Here is a 19,361-nt window from a genome sequence, read left to right on the forward strand (position 1 = left end):
TTAATCCAGACCCAGAGTGCCACGAAGTAATGAAAGATCTTCCGCCAGCGCGGTGATCGGCCCTTTCAGCGCGTTACGGTCGGCGCTGGTCAGCTTCTCATAGGATTCGAAACCGGTCTGGGTGCGGTACTTGCTCAGGATCGCATCCACTTTTTTAAAGTTGGCGTCAACTTTGGCCAGCAGCTGCGGATTCGCTTTGCTCACCAGAGGGCGCAGCAGCTCAACGATTTTCTGTGCGCCATCGATATTGGCCTGGAAATCCCACAGGTCGGTGCGGCTGTAGCGATCTTCTTCGCCGGAAATCTTGCTGGAGGCCACTTCTTCAATCAGACCGGCTGCGCCGCCGACCACTTTGGCTGGCGGAAAGGCCAGCTCACTGATGCGCACCTGCAGATCTTTCACATCTTTATTCAGCTGCTCAGCGTAGTCCGCCATGCCTTTGGTGCTGTTATCAGCAAACAGCGCTTTCTCCAGACGGTGGAAACCGGTGAACTTCGGATCGGCTGATTTCTTTTCGTAGTCATCTTCGCGGGCATCAATGCTGCCGTCGAGATCGGAGAACAGCTCAGCAATCGGCTCAATGCGCTCATAGTACTGACGCGTTGGGGCAAACAGCGCTTTGGCTTTTTCCACATCGCCCGCTTTAACCGCGTCCGTGAATACCTGAGTGCTGCTCACCAGCTGGTTCACCTGCTCCGTCACATAAGCTTTATATTCGGTGATCGGCCCTTCGAGCTGCATACGTGCGGAAGTGCTGTTTGTCGCTGCGCCCTCACCTTTTACAATCAGCTTGCCTTTTGGATTGCTCAGCAGGCCACAGGTCATCTCATATTCACCCGCTTCCAGATTAGCGGTCAGCTTCTGACTGAAGCCCGGTGCGATATTTTCACGCTCTTCCACCACCAGCACGCCTTTGAGGATCTCCCACTCCAGCGCTTTCTGGCTGTTATTTTTAATCAGGAACTGGGTTTTGCCAGCCTTGACCGTCAGGTTCATCGGCTCACACTGCCTGTCATTGACGCTTACGGTAACCTGAGGAATCGCTGCGGTAGCCGATGCGGAGATTGCCAGCAGAGGAAGCAGCAGCGCCTTGCGGCGGAAACGCATTGTCATCTCGATATTCCCTGTTAAGTTGCAGGCGCGGCGGGCGCGCCTAAAAATGTCTGATTAGACCGTTGCCGACGCTGCAGGCCGCGCAGGCATAAAGAACAGAATCAGCGCCGGGATCAGATAGACGAAGTAAATCGTCACTTCACTCACGCTTGGCGTCTCCTGATAACCCAGAATGCCTTCCAGCAGCGTACCGAACAGCGAATGGGTCGATAAGGTATTGCTGAGATCGAAGGCCACATCCTGAAAGCGATTCCACAATCCTGCTTCGTGGAAGGCGCGAATCGCACCGGCTGCCAGGCCCGCTGCGACAAACAGGATGAAGACGCTGGTCCAGCGGAAGAAATGCGCCATGTTCAGGCGTATACCGCCCCAGTAAAGCAGCATGCCCAGCACCACGGCGGTTGCCAGACCCAGTACCGCGCCGATCGGCGGCGCATAACCGACATCCTGCGTAAAGGCCGCCAGCAGGAAGAACACCGACTCCAGCCCTTCACGTGCCACGGCAAGAAATACCATCAGCACCAGCGCCAGACCGCCCCGACCGGAACGTTGCAGCGCCTGATCGACCGCCTGCTCAAGTTCGACCCGGATGTTTCGGGCGACTTTGCGCATCCAGAACACCATTGAGGTCAGGATCACCACCGCAATCACCGCCACGATGCCCTCAAACAGCTCCTGCTCTTTTTGCGGGAATTCACCGGTAGTGGCATTGATAAACAGACCCAGACCCAGACAGAGCGCAGCGGCGATAAACACGCCAGCCCACATTGCCGGAAACCATTGGGTGCGCTGGGTGCGCTTGAGATAGCTGGCTATCAGGCTGACTATCAGCGCGGCTTCAAGCCCTTCGCGCAGCATGATGAGAAATGGAACAAACATCGCCAACCTCTTGAATGTTAAGCAGCGTCAATGAACAGTAAAATCAGGTAAAGTGTAAACGATACCGATTATCATTATCGCTGCGAAAAAAACAAGTTACTGGCGGAGATAATTTCATCTTTGGGTGATTTATCTTTGTAACAAAAAAGCCCGCTCCTTACGGGGCGGGCTCTCATGACTAACGCTTCGCTTATTTGGTCTGGAACTCCGCTTCTGCGGCAGCAAAGCGCTGCTGCGCTTCGGCTGAAGGTTCACGTCCCATCAGGCTGAAGACTACAATCGCGATGCTGGCGAAGATGAAGCCAGGGATGATTTCATACAGTCCCAGCCAGCCATACTGTTTCCATACCAGCACGGTCAGCGCACCGATGATCATCCCCGCCAGCGCACCGTTGCGGTTCATACGCTTCCAGCAGACGCCAAACAGCACTACCGGACCAAACGCCGCACCAAAACCCGCCCATGCGTAGCTTACCAGGCCCAGCACACGGTTTTCCGGGTTTGACGCCAGCGCAATCGCAATCAACGCCACCAGCAGCACCATCAGACGCCCTACCCATACCAGCTCTTTCTGACTGGCATTTTTGCGCAGGAAGCCTTTATAGAGGTCTTCGGTCAGGGCGCTGGAGCAGACCAGCAGCTGACAGCTCAGCGTGGACATCACGGCTGCCAGAATCGCTGACAGCAGAATACCGGCAATCCACGGGTTGAAGAGAATGCGTGCCAGCTCGATAAAGACGCGCTCAGCGTTGTCATTGACGCCGGTTGCCAGGGTCGGGTTGTTCTGGAAGTAGGCGATACCGAAGAAACCGACGGCCACCGCGCCCGCCAGACAGAGCACCATCCACGCCATACCGATACGGCGTGCGGTGCGGATAGAGCGATGCGAATCTGCCGCCATAAAGCGCGCCAGAATATGGGGTTGCCCGAAGTAGCCCAGACCCCAGCCGAGCAGGGAGATGACCGCGACGAAGTTCAGCCCTTTGAGCATATCGAGGTTTTCAAGGCTTTTCGCCTCAATCACCGTCAGCGAATCGGACCAGCCGCCTACTGCGATAATGACAAACACCGGGGTCAGGATCAGCGCAAAAATCATCAGGCTTGCCTGAACGGTATCGGTCCAGCTCACCGCCAGGAAACCGCCCACCAGCGTATAGAGAATGGTCGCTGCTGCACCCGCCCACAGAGCCGTCTGGTAGTCCATACCAAAGGTGCTTTCAAACAGACGCGCACCGGCCACCACGCCCGAGGCGCAGTAGATGGTGAAGAATACCAGAATCACAATAGCGGAGATGACGCGCAGAATTTTACTGTGGTCTTCAAAGCGGCTGGTAAAGAAGTCCGGCAGGGTCAGCGCGTTATTGTGATGCTCGGTCTGAACACGCAGGCGACCGGCCACGATTTTCCAGTTCAGCCAGGCACCGATCGTCAGGCCAATCGCAATCCAGCTCTCAGAGATGCCGGAAATAAAAATGGCTCCCGGTAAGCCCATCAGCAGCCAGCCGCTCATATCGGATGCACCGGCAGAGAGTGCCGTGACCACGCTACCCAGACTGCGGCCACCGAGGATGTAATCATCGAAGTTTTTGGTCGAGCGATAAGCCGCAAAACCGATTAATACCATCCCAAGAATATAAACCACAAAGGTCACCAGCATCGGTGTACTTACACTCATCTGTCTCTCCACTTATTATTTGATATCCCAGAGAAATCGCCAGCTACCCGCCTGCCGGAACGGGGCAAAGCGGGTCGATTTTCTTCGTCAGGGCGTCAGTCATTTCCCAGCGGCGCGGTATCCTGCCGGAAAGGCGTTCCGCGCACAATGGATTTAACACAGGCGTTACAGTGATTTCACTAACCGTTTGTGAAAACGTGCTGATAGGTTGCACTCGCTCACAGTTATCCGGTTGTACCTCTGTATAACCGGCCGTAAACCCGCTTTTTATCGGGCCTGCCGACCTGGCGAGGATCTTGCAGCAATATCCGTGCCGCATTGCGGGATTTAACAATTGCCGATGTAAGAAGGGTGTTAACTGGCTCACATTTAACACGGTTGCACAAAGTTGCAACTTAAGTGATAGTGCAGCCAACGCCGTACCGAACCACTATTAAGGAGCTCTGGAGTCATGGCTACAACCACCATGGGTGTGAAACTGGATGACGCAACACGTGAGCGCATCAAACTGGCTGCGCAGCGTATTGATCGCACGCCACACTGGCTGATTAAACAGGCCATCTTTAATTACCTGGGCCAGCTGGAGAGCGGCGATGCCGTGCCGGAGATCCCGCTTTCTGCCCAGGCGGCGGCCGAGTCTGACGACACCCAGCCAGAGGAGACGCATCAGCCGTTCCTTGACTTTGCAGAGCAGATTTTACCTCAGTCCGTGACGCGTTCAGCGGTGACTGCCGCCTGGCGTCGCCCGGAGACCGATGCGGTGCCAATGATGCTGGAGCAGGCGCGCTTACCGGCAGCGCTGGCAGAGAAAACCCATCAGCTGGCTTATCAGCTCGCCGACAGGCTGCGGCACCAGAAAGGTGCAACCGGACGCGCCGGTATGGTGCAAAGCCTGCTCCAGGAGTTCTCTCTTTCTTCACATGAAGGCGTGGCGCTGATGTGCCTTGCGGAAGCGCTGCTGCGTATTCCTGACAAGCCAACGCGCGATGCGCTCATCCGCGACAAGATCAGCAACGGCAACTGGCAGTCGCATCTGGGCCGCAGCCCGTCGCTGTTTGTCAACGCCGCGACCTGGGGCCTGCTGTTTACCGGCCGGCTGGTCTCAACCCACAACGAGGCGAATCTTTCCAGCTCGCTCAACCGCATCATCGGTAAGGGCGGCGAGCCCCTGATCCGCAAAGGCGTGGATATGGCGATGCGTCTGATGGGTGAGCAGTTCGTCACCGGTGAAACCATTGCTGAAGCGCTGGCCAATGCCCGCAAGCTGGAAGAGAAAGGCTTCCGTTACTCTTACGATATGCTGGGCGAAGCGGCCCTGACCGCAGGCGATGCTAAAGCCTATCTGCTCTCTTATCAGCAGGCGATCCACGCCATCGGTAAAGCGTCGAATGGTCGTGGCATTTATGAAGGCCCGGGCATCTCCATCAAGCTCTCAGCCCTGCATCCCCGCTACAGCCGCGCACAGTATGAGCGCGTGATGGAAGAGCTCTACCCTATTCTGAAATCACTGACGCTGCTGGCTCGCTCCTATGACATCGGCATCAACATCGACGCAGAAGAAGCTGACCGCCTGGAACTGTCGCTGGATTTACTGGAAAAGCTCTGTTTCGAACCAGAGCTGGAAGGCTGGAACGGCATCGGCTTCGTGATTCAGGCCTACATGAAACGCTGTCCGTTTGTGATCGATGAGCTAATCGATCTGGCGCAGCGCAGCCGCCGTCGTCTGATGATCCGTCTGGTGAAAGGCGCGTACTGGGACAGCGAAATCAAGCGCGCCCAGATGGAAGGTCTGGAAGGCTACCCGGTTTACACCCGTAAGGTTTACACCGATATCTCTTACCTGGCCTGCGCCCGCAAACTGCTTTCTGTTCCCAGCCTGATCTATCCGCAGTTTGCTACGCACAATGCCCACACCCTGGCCGCGATTTATCAGCTGGCAGGCAACAACTACTATCCGGGGCAGTATGAGTTCCAGTGTCTGCACGGCATGGGTGAACCGCTGTATGAGCAGGTCGTCGGCAAAGTGGCGGACGGCAAGCTTAACCGTCCCTGCCGCATCTATGCGCCGGTCGGCACCCATGAAACCCTGCTGGCCTATCTGGTTCGTCGACTGCTGGAAAACGGGGCCAACACCTCGTTTGTAAACCGCATCGCTGATACCTCGCTGCCGATTGATGAGCTGGTAGCCGATCCGGTAACTGCCGTCGAGAAACTGGGTGCCAGTGAAGGCGCCATTGGCCTGCCGCATCCGAAGATCCCCCTGCCGCGTGACCTGTATGGCGAGAACCGCGTGAACTCAGCGGGTCTGGATATGGCTAACGAGCACCGTCTCGCCTCACTCTCCAGCGCCCTGCTGAGCAGCGCTGCACAGCCCTGCCTGGCCGAGCCGATGATCGACGGTGAAGCGGGTGCGGGTGAGTTGCGCGACATTCTGAACCCGGCCGCACCGGGCGATCGTGTGGGTCAGGTGCGTGAAGCCACAGAACAGGAAGTCTCTGTGGCGCTGGATGCCGCCGTGAGCAGCGGACCGATCTGGTTTGCCACCCCGCCGCAGGAGCGCGCGGCGATTCTGGAACGCGCCGCACAGATTATGGAAGGCCAGATGCAGCAACTGCTTGGCATCCTGGTGCGTGAAGCAGGCAAGACCTATAACAATGCCATCGCGGAAGTGCGCGAAGCGGTGGATTTCCTCTATTATTACGCCGGTATGGTCCGTGACGATTTCGACAACGAAACCCATCGTCCGCTGGGTCCGGTGGTCTGTATCAGCCCATGGAACTTCCCGCTGGCGATCTTTACCGGCCAGATTGCGGCTGCACTGGCAGCAGGCAACAGCGTGCTGGCTAAACCGGCTGAGCAGACACCGCTGATTGCTGCACAGGCAGTTCAGATCCTGCTGGATGCGGGTGTACCGTCGGGCGTACTGCAACTCCTGCCGGGTCAGGGTGAAACCGTAGGCGCGCAGCTGACCGGGGACAATCGGGTCCGTGGCGTGATGTTTACCGGCTCAACCGCAGTCGCGACTTTGCTGCAGCGGAATCTGGCCGGTCGCCTTGATCAACACGGTCGTCCGGTGCCGCTGATTGCGGAAACCGGCGGGATGAACGCGATGATCGTTGACTCGTCGGCGCTGACTGAGCAGGTGGTGATCGATATCGTCGCGTCGGCCTTCGACAGTGCCGGACAGCGCTGCTCAGCCCTGCGCCTGCTCTGCATTCAGGAAGATGTCGCCGACCATACGCTGAAGATGTTGCGCGGCGCGATGGCGGAGTGCCGCATGGGCAATCCGGAGCGCTTCTCAACCGACATCGGCCCGGTGATTGATGCCGAGGCAAAAGCCAATATCGATCGCCATATTCAGGCGATGCGTAACAAGGGCTTCACGGTTTACCAGGCGGTACAGGATAACCCGCAGGACAGCAAAGAGTGGACCAGCGGCACCTTTGTCAAACCGACGCTGATTGAGCTAAATCAGGTCAGCGATCTGGATAAAGAGATTTTTGGACCGGTGCTGCATGTAGTGCGCTTCACCCGCAATAACCTGCCGAAGCTGGTTGAGCAGATCAACGCCTCCGGCTATGGCCTGACGCTGGGTGTGCATACCCGCATCGACGAGACCATCGCACAGGTTACGGCCAACGCCCGTGTCGGTAACCTCTACGTTAACCGCAACATGGTCGGTGCAGTGGTCGGTGTGCAGCCGTTTGGTGGGGAAGGCTTATCCGGAACGGGTCCGAAAGCGGGCGGTCCGCTCTATCTCTACCGCCTGCTGGCCAGTCGTCCGGATGGCGCGCTGCGTCTGACCTTTGATCGTCAGGATGCCGAGCGTCCGGCAGACAGCACGCTACGTCAGTCTCTGCTGGCACCGCATCAGGCGCTGAGCAACTGGGCGAAAGATAAGCCTGAACTGGCTGAACTCTGCCAGCACTATGACGAGCTGGCCCAGGCGGGCGTGGTCCGTCTGCTGCCTGGCCCGACCGGCGAGCGCAATACCTTCTCGCTGCTGCCGCGTGATCAGGTGCTTTGTCTGGCGGATAATGAGCAGGATGCGTTGATCCAGCTGGCTGCGGTCACCAGCGTGGGCAGTAAAGCGCTGTGGCAGGATGATGAGCTGCATCGCGCCCTGCGCGCCTCGCTGCCTGATGCCGTGAAAGCGCGCATCACGCTGGCACGTGATCCGTTAGCGGCAGAGTTTGATGCGGTGATCTATCACGGCGATGCCGATCAGCTGCGTACGCTGTGCGAGCAGATTGCAGCGCGTGACGGCGCGATTGTCTCGGTGCAGGGCTTTGCCCGTGGCGAAACCAATCTGCTGCTTGAGCGTCTGCTGATTGAGCGCTCGCTGAGTGTGAATACCGCGGCGGCGGGTGGTAATGCGAGTCTGATGACCATTGGGTAGCGCTGAAGCTTAAGGGGCTTGTTCGCTGCGCGAACGGGCTTACAGCTGAGCTGTTGCTGTGGGTTGTTCGCTGCGCGAACGGGCTCTGAGAGGGGTTTCGTTCGCCTGGCGGATGCATGCGCTAAAGCTGGGGTGGTTCGCTGCGCGAACGGGCTCTGAGAAGGGTTTCGTTCGCCTGATCAGTTGGGCAGTTTCAGACACGCCTCTGCAGGCGACCGACAAGGGGCGCCAGTCGCCGCGCCCCTTGACCCCCGGCTCCGGCCTGCTTCACCGCCGCTTCGCGGTCCCTTCGCTTCTTCCGGATTTCTCACGGACCACCGGGACGCGCCATCCCTGGCGCGAACCCGCCTCTTCGCGACATCCCTGTCGCTCGTCCTGAAATCCCTCATCCGCTCAGCGGTTCAGATGGCCTCCCTGACCCCTCGCTGTTATTTCTTCTTTCTGTGTTGGTTACTTTATCGCTTTACGTTTCCGGGATTGGCTTTGGCTTTGGCTTTGGCTTTGGCTTTGGCTTTGGCTTTGGCTTTGGCTTTGGCTTTGGCTTTTCAGGTCAGCAGACAATACAGCACCAGAGAAAACAAAAGAGATAACAGGCGGGGGTTTGCCAGAGGCATCCGAAGCGCTGAGGAACAATCGGAGGCCAGGATGAGCCGACAGGACGTCGGCGAAAGGACGGTTCACGCCAGGGATGGCGCGTCCGGCCGGTCCGCTGGCCGCAGGGCGTGACGAAGGTACCCCGCAGAGCGGGGCGCGCAGGCTGCCGGACGCCGGGATTGTTAAGGGGCGGGCATCCACCCCTTAACGCGTCCGCCTGCACAGGCAACCTGAAACTCCCCATCACCTGGCGGGCGAAATCTTCTCAGTGCCCGCCCGCTGCACAGCGTCCTCTTCCCACTGCAAAGCGCCCCTCACCCGCCGCCAGGCACCCTCTTCATCAGCGTCGGAAACACAAACAGCGACTGCCCCACCCCGCGATTGGTCAGCGACCAGATTGCCACTGAACAGACCGAACAGAGCCCCACGATGGCCACCGGATAGAAACAGGCCCAAAGAAACGAAAACCATGCCTGCTCGAACAGATGATGCCGCTGCGCGAACAGAATCGCGGACATCCCAAAGAACTCGATGAAAATACGGTGAATGACGTAAATCTGCAGCGTATTGCGGCCCACCCAGTTGAGATAGCGCATGCTGAAATGCTGATTCAGCCAACGGCATGCAGCAATACTGAACAACACCGCCAGCACACACAGGAACAGACTCTTATCCAGACCGAATATCACATGAATACCGGCGACCGCAGCAAGTAGCGCCCAGGGCATCAGATTCTCTCGCCGCCATTCACTCAGGCGCAGCATGGTCTGGCTCCAGAACGCACCTAAAAGGAAGAACAGGAAATATTGCGCCAGACTCTGCGGACCCCAGAACGGGATCACTTTTTCGACCGCCAGATAATTCAGCAGAATCGCCACCGCCACCAGGGCCAGCTTATATTGGCGAAAAACTTTGGCACAGAGGAAATAGAGTCCCAGCCCGTAGAGATACCATGAGGTACTCATGGCCATAAAGGTCAGCTTGAGAAATTCAAACAGCGAACCGGCATAGGCGGCATTCAGATTCTGCGAAATCCGCTGGCCGGTAATTTCAGTTGAGATGCCAATGATGGACCACCACTGAATAAATCCCCACAGAATATAGAGATAAAAGAGATTAGTGATGCGACTGGTAAACACCTGTTTCCAGGGCCGGTTAATAATGCCATTGGTCGCCAGCAATCCTGACACAAAGAAAAAGGCGGGCATACGCAGCGGCGACAGGACCGTATTAAACTGTATCCATATTTCGGCGGGGATCCATCCGGCAGTGAGGTATTTCATCGTCCCTTCAAAACCCGGTAATACCGTGTGATACAGGACCACCAGCAATATGCAGGCGCCCTTAAGGGTATCTACCCACAGGATCTGGTCTGACTTAGTCTGGCTCATTCAATGACTCCTGCTATGTAGGTCAGAATGCTGGAAAGTAAAAGCGAGGAAATTAGTATTGCTTTTATGATTATCCAGCGATTATTCGCCATTGAGCCGATGATGAATGTAGCGAAACTCTTAAAAGCCGCTGGGTGGCCCTGATGCCACAGTTATTTACTCTGCAGAACGTTTCCTTACACTTATTAATCAACATGCAAATACGCTAATTATCAGCGCCACAGCCAGGATAAATGATAATAATGTTTCATATTGCAGGGAATATAAATAAGAGAAAGCGGTATCGGGAAAAACCATTAAATATCCGATGAAAGGAAAAGATTTGTCAGATGTGGCAAAAGGTTTAACAGCTGAATAATGGGTTGTGCTATTACGGCACGCATTATGCTGACAGCCGCCCGTTATCGTTAAAAAGTGAGGCCATTGAGTCGGTTAAAACTGCCTTCCCGGGAAGGCAGTGAGGTTACTGACTGAGAAACTTATCGAGGAACTGACGGGTACGCGGCTGCTGAGGATTACTGAACAACGCTTTCGCCTCGCCCTGCTCCACAATGCGCCCCTGATCCATAAAAATAGCGCGGTCAGCGACGTCGCGGGCAAAGCTCATCTCATGTGTCACAATGACCATGGTGCGTTTCTCTTCGGCCAGCGCGCGAATAGTGCTGAGCACTTCACCCACCAGCTCCGGATCCAGCGCCGAGGTCGGTTCATCAAACAGGATCACTTCAGGTCGCATTGCCAGCGCACGCGCAATCGCCACGCGCTGTTGCTGTCCACCCGACAGACGACGCGGATAGCTCTCCTCTTTACCATGCAGACCGACCTTCTCCAGCAGCGTACGGGCGCGGGCTACCGCATCCGCTTTCGGTTCGCCTTTAACGATGACCGGTCCTTCAATGATATTCTCCATCACCGAACGGTGCGGAAACAGATTGAAGTTCTGGAAGACAAACCCGACCTGCTGACGCAGACGACGCACCTGCTCTTTCTGCTTACTTTGTGCCAGCGCCGCATCTACGATGATCTCTCCAACGCGGATGGTGCCGCTGTCCGGCACTTCCAGCAGGTTGATACTGCGCAGCAGCGTGGTTTTACCCGAGCCGCTGGGACCGATAATTGCCACCACTTCACCGGCGGCCACATCAAGGTCAATGTCGTGCAGCACCCTCTGGCCGTTAAAAGATTTCACCAGCTTTCTGACTTCGATGGCGCTCATTTCGACTCCGAATCCTGACGATTAACATGCTGTTCCAGCCGGTTCTGCAGCGCAGATAACACCGTTGCCATCACCCAGTAAATCAGCGAGGCGGCCAGATACATGGTGAAGACTTCCAGCGTACGTGAGGTGATCAGCTGCGCCTGACGGAACAGTTCCGGCACCTGAATGGTCGCCGCCAGCGAGGTATCCTTCACCAGGCTGATAAAGCTGTTGCCCAGCGGAGGCAGCGCGGTGCGGGCCGCCTGCGGCAGGATCACCCGGCGCAGGGTCTGCCAGCGGGTCATACCGATACTCGCCGCCGCTTCCCACTGTCCGCGTTCAATCGATGCAATCGCGCCGCGCAGTGACTCTGAAGCATACGCGGCGGTATTCAGGGAAAGACCAATCATCGCGGAGGGGATTGGATCAAGCTCGATGCCAAACTGCGGCAGGCCGTAGTAGATCATAAACAGCTGGGCGATCAGCGGCGTGCCACGGAAAATCGAGACATAGATCCGCGCCAGCCAGCGAACCGGCCAGAAGCGCGACAGACGCATCAGCGCCAGAATAAAGCCCAGCAGCAGACCAAAGAACATGCCGCCGATGCTGAGCTGCAGCGTGAACAGCGCGCCTTTTAATAAAAAAGGTGCTGAATCCAGCACCAGTTGAAGACTTTCCTGCATTATTTCGTCACGTCCGCGCCAAACCATTTCTGAGACAGCTTGCTCAGCGAGCCATCTTTCTGCATGTCAGCAATCGCCTGGTCAATCGCTTTCAGCAGATCGTCGTTGCCTTTACGCACTGCCACGCCCGATTCCTGACGTGAGAAGGCATCACCCGCAACCGCCATGGTATCGCCGGTTTTCTTGACCAGATCCAGCGCAGCCAGACGGTCAACCAGAATGGCATTCAGACGCCCAGAGCGCAGATCCTGATATTTTGTCGGGTCATCATCATAGGTACGGATGTCCACACCCTTCACGTTCTCACGCAGCCACTGTTCATAGTTGGTGCCCAGACCCACGCCCACTTTCTTGCCCGCCAGGTCGGCTGGTTTAGTGATGGTGTTCGCATTGGCTTTCATCGTCAGCGCCTGAATACCGGAGACCGTGTATGGCGTGGAGAAGTCATACTTCTTCTTACGCTCATCAGAGATGGTGACCTGGTTGATGACGACATCAATACGCTTCGCGTCGAGTGAGGCCAGCATGCCGTCCCACTTGGTCGGTTTCAGGCTCGCCTTAACGCCCATGTGCTGCGCCAGCTGTTCCGCGAACTCCACTTCAAAGCCGGTCAGCTTGCCCTTTTCATCCTGGAAACTGAATGGCGGATAGGTGCCTTCCAGCCCCACCAGCAGCGTACCGCGTTCTTTAATTTTGTTCAGCAGGTTTTCGGCTGCAAAGGTTTTAACGTTGACGCCTGCGATCAGCGCCACAGCCATGACGCCCATCACCATCTGACGACCTGCACGAGAAAAGGACATATTCACCCCATTATTGACAGTATTGTGTGTGTGTTCTTATAAGGGCAGCACCGCGAGCTGCTGCCAGTCCAGAATGATAACGCACGGAGTATAAACTGTTTTATTCGCTTGTCTCAGACCGAAGGATGATAAGCAAATAACGCCGGTGCGCCGCCCGTATGAATAAACAGCAACGGGCCTTCACGACGGAAACGATTCTGGCTGATGCCATCCAGCAATCCGGCCATCGCCTTGCCGGTATACACCGGGTCGAGCAGAATGCCTTCCAGCTGCGCCAGCAGTTTCACCGCCGCCATGCCTTCATCATTCGGCTCGCCGTAGCGCGGCGCAAAATAGTCATCCCACAGCGTGATCGGTGCCTTAGCCTCCACTTCCAGCGTCTCTGCCAGCGACTGACGCAGCCGCTCAACCAGCGGCAACTGCGCGTCGACCTGGCGTGAAACGGTGACGCCGACCAGCTCAGTTTCCGGCAGCAGATGCTCCAGACCTACCGCCAGTCCTGCATGGGTGCCGGCACTGCCCGAGGCGACAACCACGGCGGCGAAATCGACTACGCCTTCGCTCTGATGGGCGATCTCCTGCGCGCACTCTACATAGCCTAGTGCACCCAGCGCATTTGAGCCGCCGACCGGCACGATGTAAGGGCGAAATCCCTGGGCTTCCAGACGCGTGGCCTCTTCAGCCAGCTGTTCAGTGGGGTTGTGCAACGCATCCACCCTAATCACTTCCGCGTCCATCAGGTCCAGTAACAGACGGTTACCGTTGCTCAGGTAGTTTTCAGCATGGGTGCCAATCGGGTTTTCCAGCAGCGCCACACACTTCAGGCCAAGCCGGGCCGCGACGGCCGCCGTCTGACGCACATGATTAGACTGGATTGCGCCCGCGGTCAGCAGCACGTCTGCACCTTCGCGCAGCGCATCGGCTGCCAGGAATTCGAGTTTGCGCAGCTTATTGCCGCCCATCGCCACTGGTGTGAAGTCATCACGTTTGATGAAAATATCGCGACCCAGATAGTCGGAAAGCCGTGGCAGATGTTCTAACGGCGTCGGTGCGCCAAGCAGTTCAAGACGCGGGAATTGATGTAACAGATGTAAAGACAATGCTGCCTCCGGTCGGGCATGAAAATTATCCTTACAGTGTTGCAGAAGATGCGCAAAGGATCACCCTGATTCCGGTGTCCGCAGATGTGGTAATAGAGGTGAGAAGAAAGAAGCGCCGTGCTCCCCCTTCCCTTTTCCCTGGCGGGCAGGTAAGGGAGAACGTGCGGCAGGCACGCGGGGGAGCAATCGGTGCAGAACAGGCTTACGCCTGCTGCCAGCCTAAAAACTGATCGTACTTGCGCAGCGCAATACGGTAATTGTTATTACCGGCATCGGGCAGATCGCTTTCCAGACACTGATGCCAGCTATTTCCTTTAAGCCTGTCGGCCGGGAAATTTTTGGCTTTTAGCATCTCATCCAGTCGACGCAGACGCACCACATATTCACGAATCGTGCTAGGGCTCATCTCTGTCTGTTCAAACAAATATTGTTTAAACGCCATAATGTCGAAGTAATTAGGATGGGTATTACAAAAAATATCACTACAAAAACGACAAAGCGCGGTCAGTTCGGGCTGAAGTTTCAGCCACAGCTGCTCATCAATCATCTGGTCCATCCGTGCGATGGCCTCTTTATTGATGATCTGGCCACGAAAAACGAGCGCCATTCGATCTAATATCTTGCCACAGTGTGAACAGTTGCTCTGGCTGTGCTTATAGTCTTTAAGATAACGACTTAACGGTCTGGCCTTGGTCTTGGCTCCCATTACTGAGTCCCCGGTTTCTTATAATTTTGAATCGCCAGGAACTGATACTGCTAGCGCGCTCCCGCAAGTCGGGCCCGCAGGCGTTTAATCGCCTGACTGTGCAGCTGGCTGACACGGGATTCACCCACATCAAGTACCGCACCAATCTCTTTCAGGTTCAGTTCTTCCTGGTAGTACAGTGTCAGCACCATCTTTTCACGATCGGGTAACGCTTCGATCGCTTCAATGACGCGCTCACGCAGACTCCCTTCAAGCAACTGGTGAAGCGGATTAGCCTCTTCATGGCCTTCCGTCACCAGTTCCGCGCTGTCGCCGTGCTCTTCCCGATACTCGTCGTAGGAGAAAAGTTGACTATTGTTGGTGTCCAGCAGGATCTGCCGGTACTCCTCCATGGAAACATTCAGCTGCTGCGCCACTTCCTGCTCGGAAGCAGAACGCCCCAGCGACTGTTCCACTCTGTGCATTGCGCCCGCCACTTCACGTGCGTTACGACGCACGCTGCGTGGTGCCCAGTCCCGACTGCGAAGCTCGTCGAGCATTGCGCCACGAATACGCTGCACGGCGTAGGTGGTAAAAGCTGTGCCCTGGAGCGCGTCGTAACGCTCTACGGCATTTAACAGCCCTATCCCACCCGCCTGCAGCAAGTCGTCAAGCTCAACGCTGGCCGGCAGGCGAACCTGCAGACGCAACGCTTCATGGCGCACCAGCGGCACGTAGCGCTGCCAGAGCGAATGCTTGTCCATCACGCCTTCGGCGGTATAGAAATCGTTCACGTTGACTACCCTGCGTTAATGAAGTTATCGGCATGATTATCCAATTCTGTAGCGTTTTCGATTGGCTGAATAGGCGGGGTAAAACGAGGCTATTTGATTTTTGTTAAGTCAGCGTGCAGTTATTTCTGCACGCCTCCTGGAATTAACGACGGGCGCGCAGCCGTTGCCGCGTGGCGGGCGGCACCGCGGCCCACAAACTGCAGATACGCCCCTCCAGCTCCTGATACCAGGGCGCAATGTGCTGCCGCGCCTCCTCGCCGGGATGCACCTGAATCGCGCCTGATTCAGCATCAATGCTAATCAGTCGGTTAATAAATAGCCGCTGCAGATCGCTGCGTAAAAACAGGCCGTTATCGATGCTGTTGTCCGCCAGGACGCCATCATCGCCTTCCTGCGTGTCGATATGGCAGGCTTCCACCCACGGCCAGTTGTGCCGTTCGGTCAGCTCGGTGCCGGTCATCACGCAGGCACCGTAGCGGGCTTTGACACCGGCGCTGAATTCCGCCTGGCTGGCACGCTGCAGCACCCGTGCTTTGACGCGACGGCCGACTTCAGTACCCGGCATCACCGCTGCAGGGACCTTGTGCTGCGGCGTACTGAGCACCACGATGAACTGAATACGCTGCGACTGCGGAAAACAGGGGTCCGCCTGCGGATTAAAGAGCTGCCAGTAGATGTCCTCATCATCCTGATGCATCAGCACCAGTTTATAGCCGCGACTGTTTAACAGATTCTGTGCCGTGGCCGATTGTGGATCGATCATTGCGAAGACCTGACTGCTGCCCATCACTTTCCACAGATTGTCGCGCTTCTCGTTGTCGCTGCGACGAAAATAGAGGAATGAGAGATTCTGCTTAAGGTAGTGCTCAAAGCGGCGCAGATAATTTTTACGCTCGTTGTCATGGGAGATGAACAGCAGATCTTCCAGCGGACTGTTGCTCTCTTCGCGTGCGAACACCGCACGGATTTTCAGCGTGCGCAGGCCGGTAGACGGGCTAAGCAAGGCGCGCGCCGTCAGCTCTTTATCATCAGGATATTGCAGCGCATAACGCCGGGCGATCTCCTCGAAGGTCAGCCGCTCGCCCGGTAACAGGTCATAATTGAAGCGCATAGACACTCCACAAAGTTAAAATCAAAAATGATGTTGTTCTGTGGAGAGTTATCGGCAGGCTGGAGGGGAACTGTAACGGATGGGATGATCGTCATTATCTGGCTGACTGTGCCAGGCTGTGGAAATCCATGCACCGAATGGGTACGTATACGTACCCATCTTCCCGGTATCAGCGATCTTTACGGGCAAGCCATACCGGCAGTTCTCCCGACTGGTAAATCCAGCGTCTGTTAACTTCCTGATAGAGGTTTTCACCGAGGCTTTGCATTAAAAGCGGATTGCGGATCATTTTGTTAATCATAAATCGCCACTGCGACGTTTTATTTTTAATACGCTCAACGCTCATTATCTCTTTATAAGCATCGTGATCGCTGGCCAGCACCGGGTAACCGCAGGCACCTAACTGCGCGATAACACGATGCCCTTCCGCCTGGTTGAGTAACGAATCTGAGAGAGGTGCAAGCGCAAGGTTTAAATTTAAGGACTGAAACAACGGCGCAAGCCTGTTTTGCGGCACTTTACGATGATATTCATGGATAGAGGCTTTCCATGCGTCAGGACAGGCTCCGTAAATAATCCAGCAGACATCTTCACACATCTCCTTGATAAGCACCTCAATGTGCCGCCAGTCTTCCGGGTGCAAATCCGTCAGCACGATGCCCACTCTGGGCTTTGCGTCATTTTCGGCTGAACGATAATCAGGCTGAACGAGTCCCTGCCAGTCCGTGCCGAGCTTATCCTCCTGAAGGAGCATGTTTTTGTGGCTGAAAAGTTTCAGCGCAGCGGCATTCCTGACCACCAGCATGTCCGCGCCCTGCATAATCGCATCACGATCACGCTGATGACTGTTCGTGCTAAACGACGCCCGGGTTATGTCAACAATGAAACGGGTGTCAGGGAAAAGATGCCGGTTCTGTAACAGCCGCACCTGTCTGTTGGCCATCACATCGCTCAGCACAACATACTCAGGTTTTAGTCTGTAAAGTTCACCAGCAGATAAACGATGAGTGACCAGAGTGTGTAAGCCGCTTGCGGAGTGGGTAATCGCCTGATGACGATCTTTGACACGCTGAATTTCCGCGAAGTCTTCGGGATCAGACAAAAATAGCGAATCGGATTTTAAGCCCAGCCGGGCCGCTATCAGCGCGCTATTATTTTCCCGTACAAAACGCTCACCACTCCAGGAGAGATTAGGATTCATAACAGGGTCACGGGCTAACCGGTCGATCCACTGGGCTGTAAAGAGCGCAGTGCCGGGGATAAGTTCTGCTTCTGACATGATTTCATCGCAACATACCCGTGACTGAGGAACGGCTAACATGACAGATTCTTTTTCTGACGCCCTTAACAGCAGATCGCTGACTGCCTCATGGACGGTAGTGAACTTTTCATTAAGCCCTCCTGCCTGATGGCAGGCTGCGGTTTCTCAACATGATACATTCGCTGCTGAGCAGTAAATAGCGTTGCGGAACAATCTGTTCCGGGCTGTACGTCCCGTCTGCTGCGTTGAACTGATCATAGTGGCAGCGTACCGTCCCATCAATAATGCCCGGGGAGTAGAGGTGGTGACGTTTATCAGTTAAAAATGGCGCACAGGCGAGGAGTTCAGAACGCCCGCAATGGTTCAGCAATGCGTTCAGCCAGGCTTTATTATTAAAATAAACCCCACAGGAAAGATAAAGTGTAAATTCACCGCGCGCCACAGAGAGAGCATAATTCAGCGCACTGACGCTGCTGATTTTCTCATCAACGAAATAGACTCTGAAGATATCTTCATTTATTTCTGAGAGTGAAGATAGCCATGCTCTGACGCTCTCGTCTTCTGACAGATTATCGATAAAAATGATTTCATAGGCTGTATCAGTGACGGTGTCGACAAACGTCGACAGCGTCCGCTTAACCTGATCAATTTCATTGTCTACGATAAGAACGACGGTAAGCTTTTTAATTGCTGAGGTATTGTAATGTATAGCAAACACGTTCTTATTTTTTTCAACTGAAGCATTGCTGTACCCTCTCAGCGTCAGGTGCTCTGCCAGTAAAGCCTGCGTTAACTCGTCATTATTATTGTCTGCTGATAACACCTCTAACACAGGCAGCGGGATATGCTGAATATCAGCCATCATTCGCGCATTGAGCAGTGGGAATAAAAAATCGATTTCAACCGTCCGGGGTGAAATGTCACGTGATTTAATTATCTCCATACACAATTCACGTCTGAAGAAAGCCCCCCTGGCAAAGCACTCTGGCTTCGCTAAAAAGTAATCAGGATCAAAATCGGGCAGAAAAAGTGACGAAGTCTCCCCATCCGAATCCAGCCAGATACGGTCTGTATAAAATGCCAGCGAGGTCGTGATTTTTTCGCTGAAAAGAGAGAGACTGTTGAAAATATTCGGGAAAATTCTGTCGCCAGAATGGAGGAACATTATCCATTCATTCTGGTCTTCAGCCAGCAGTTGGCTTAACCAGCGGCTGAAGTGATTCGGTTTTGAATCCTTTTCACTCATTTCCACAGTGGCGTAGATGTTAATATCCACGCACAGCGTATGAAGTGAGGTGAGTGTAATATCAAGTGCCTGCTGCGATGAGTTGTCATCCAGAACCACCACGCTGAGGGACAGACCGCCATCCGTCTCAGCCAGATATTTTTCAGGCACGGGATAATGGGCCAGCCAGTTTTCCGTTGAGACAAACTTCTCTTCACTTTTCTTCTCTGCAGCCGTCTGCGTTTTACTAAAAAAGTGCGTTAACTGCTGCGAGAAATTTGCTTCAAATTTTCGCATGTGGTCGCGAACGTTATAAAGCCCGGCACGCGTGCTCTCCAGTTCCGCGGGATCGTCACTAAAGCAGACACCCGCCCCACCCATATCGCGAATCGAAGCATCGGAGATGGCGAGTTTTTCATAACCCGGGGCGACCAGAGAAACCACCGGCACCCC

The 19,361-nt window shown here is 55.3% G+C and carries 15 protein-coding genes; 2 read left to right on the plus strand and 13 right to left on the minus strand.

What is annotated here, in order from left to right; all coding sequences use genetic code 11:
• The 3 genes from efeO to putP all read right to left on the minus strand — a co-directional run bounded on the left by efeO (position 1) and on the right by putP (position 3,667).
• Positions 1 to 1,113 (minus strand): iron uptake system protein EfeO, encoded by a 1,113-nt coding sequence (gene efeO, locus AC6I8J_RS11025; RefSeq protein ID WP_222925359.1) that lies wholly within the window; start codon positions 1,111 to 1,113, stop codon positions 1 to 3.
• Between the two features lie 54 nt (positions 1,114 to 1,167).
• Entirely contained in the window at positions 1,168 to 1,992 is an 825-nt protein-coding gene (efeU, locus tag AC6I8J_RS11030; RefSeq protein ID WP_033783356.1) for an iron uptake transporter permease EfeU, read from the minus strand.
• A gap of 190 nt (positions 1,993 to 2,182) precedes the next feature.
• Positions 2,183 to 3,667 carry a sodium/proline symporter PutP gene (putP, locus tag AC6I8J_RS11035; protein WP_033732967.1) on the minus strand — a complete coding sequence of 495 codons (1,485 nt, stop codon included), beginning with the start codon at positions 3,665 to 3,667 and terminating at the stop codon, positions 2,183 to 2,185.
• Between the two features lie 451 nt (positions 3,668 to 4,118).
• Here putP and putA point away from each other — a divergent pair, with 451 nt between their 5' ends.
• A complete protein-coding gene (gene putA, locus AC6I8J_RS11040) occupies positions 4,119 to 8,066 on the plus strand; it encodes a trifunctional transcriptional regulator/proline dehydrogenase/L-glutamate gamma-semialdehyde dehydrogenase (RefSeq protein WP_497825357.1) in 3,948 nt (1,315 codons plus the stop codon).
• Positions 8,067 to 8,509: 443 nt separating this feature from the next.
• Complete coding sequence (locus tag AC6I8J_RS11045; RefSeq protein WP_480343235.1) at positions 8,510 to 8,656, plus strand: hypothetical protein; 147 nt, start codon at positions 8,510 to 8,512, stop codon at positions 8,654 to 8,656.
• 318 nt (positions 8,657 to 8,974) lie between these two features.
• Here AC6I8J_RS11045 and AC6I8J_RS11050 read toward each other — a convergent pair whose 3' ends face one another.
• The 10 genes from AC6I8J_RS11050 to AC6I8J_RS11095 form a co-directional block, all read right to left on the minus strand.
• Positions 8,975 to 10,051, minus strand: a complete 1,077-nt coding sequence (locus AC6I8J_RS11050) for an acyltransferase family protein (RefSeq protein ID WP_161736967.1) — start codon at positions 10,049 to 10,051, stop codon at positions 8,975 to 8,977.
• 463 nt (positions 10,052 to 10,514) lie between these two features.
• Positions 10,515 to 11,267, minus strand: coding sequence for an L-cystine ABC transporter ATP-binding protein TcyN (gene tcyN, locus AC6I8J_RS11055; RefSeq protein WP_161736968.1), 753 nt, complete (start codon positions 11,265 to 11,267; stop codon positions 10,515 to 10,517).
• Positions 11,264 to 11,932 (minus strand): cystine ABC transporter permease, encoded by a 669-nt coding sequence (tcyL, locus tag AC6I8J_RS11060; RefSeq protein WP_013358251.1) that lies wholly within the window; start codon positions 11,930 to 11,932, stop codon positions 11,264 to 11,266. Before tcyL ends, tcyN begins: the two co-directional genes overlap by 4 nt.
• The gene (gene tcyJ, locus AC6I8J_RS11065; protein WP_031593429.1) at positions 11,932 to 12,732 is read right to left on the minus strand and encodes a cystine ABC transporter substrate-binding protein; all 801 of its coding nucleotides are present in this window, start codon (positions 12,730 to 12,732) and stop codon (positions 11,932 to 11,934) included. Before tcyJ ends, tcyL begins: the two co-directional genes overlap by 1 nt.
• 113 nt (positions 12,733 to 12,845) lie before the next feature.
• Positions 12,846 to 13,832 carry a D-cysteine desulfhydrase gene (locus tag AC6I8J_RS11070; RefSeq protein WP_161736969.1) on the minus strand — a complete coding sequence of 329 codons (987 nt, stop codon included), beginning with the start codon at positions 13,830 to 13,832 and terminating at the stop codon, positions 12,846 to 12,848.
• A 202-nt stretch (positions 13,833 to 14,034) separates the two neighbouring features.
• Complete coding sequence (gene fliZ, locus AC6I8J_RS11075) at positions 14,035 to 14,538, minus strand: flagella biosynthesis regulatory protein FliZ (RefSeq protein ID WP_222925356.1); 504 nt, start codon at positions 14,536 to 14,538, stop codon at positions 14,035 to 14,037.
• A 50-nt stretch (positions 14,539 to 14,588) separates the two neighbouring features.
• Positions 14,589 to 15,311, minus strand: coding sequence for an RNA polymerase sigma factor FliA (locus tag AC6I8J_RS11080; protein WP_003854529.1), 723 nt, complete (start codon positions 15,309 to 15,311; stop codon positions 14,589 to 14,591).
• Between the two features lie 142 nt (positions 15,312 to 15,453).
• Positions 15,454 to 16,422 carry an HNH endonuclease signature motif containing protein gene (locus AC6I8J_RS11085; protein ID WP_161736513.1) on the minus strand — a complete coding sequence of 323 codons (969 nt, stop codon included), beginning with the start codon at positions 16,420 to 16,422 and terminating at the stop codon, positions 15,454 to 15,456.
• 169 nt (positions 16,423 to 16,591) lie between these two features.
• Positions 16,592 to 17,701 (minus strand): hypothetical protein, encoded by a 1,110-nt coding sequence (locus AC6I8J_RS11090; RefSeq protein ID WP_497825358.1) that lies wholly within the window; start codon positions 17,699 to 17,701, stop codon positions 16,592 to 16,594.
• A gap of 112 nt (positions 17,702 to 17,813) precedes the next feature.
• The gene (locus AC6I8J_RS11095; RefSeq protein WP_497825359.1) at positions 17,814 to 19,352 is read right to left on the minus strand and encodes a glycosyltransferase family 2 protein; all 1,539 of its coding nucleotides are present in this window, start codon (positions 19,350 to 19,352) and stop codon (positions 17,814 to 17,816) included.
• Positions 19,353 to 19,361: the final 9 nt, after the last annotated feature.

It is taken from the genome of Pantoea sp. X-Soil-ISGK-355 (assembly GCF_059730805.1).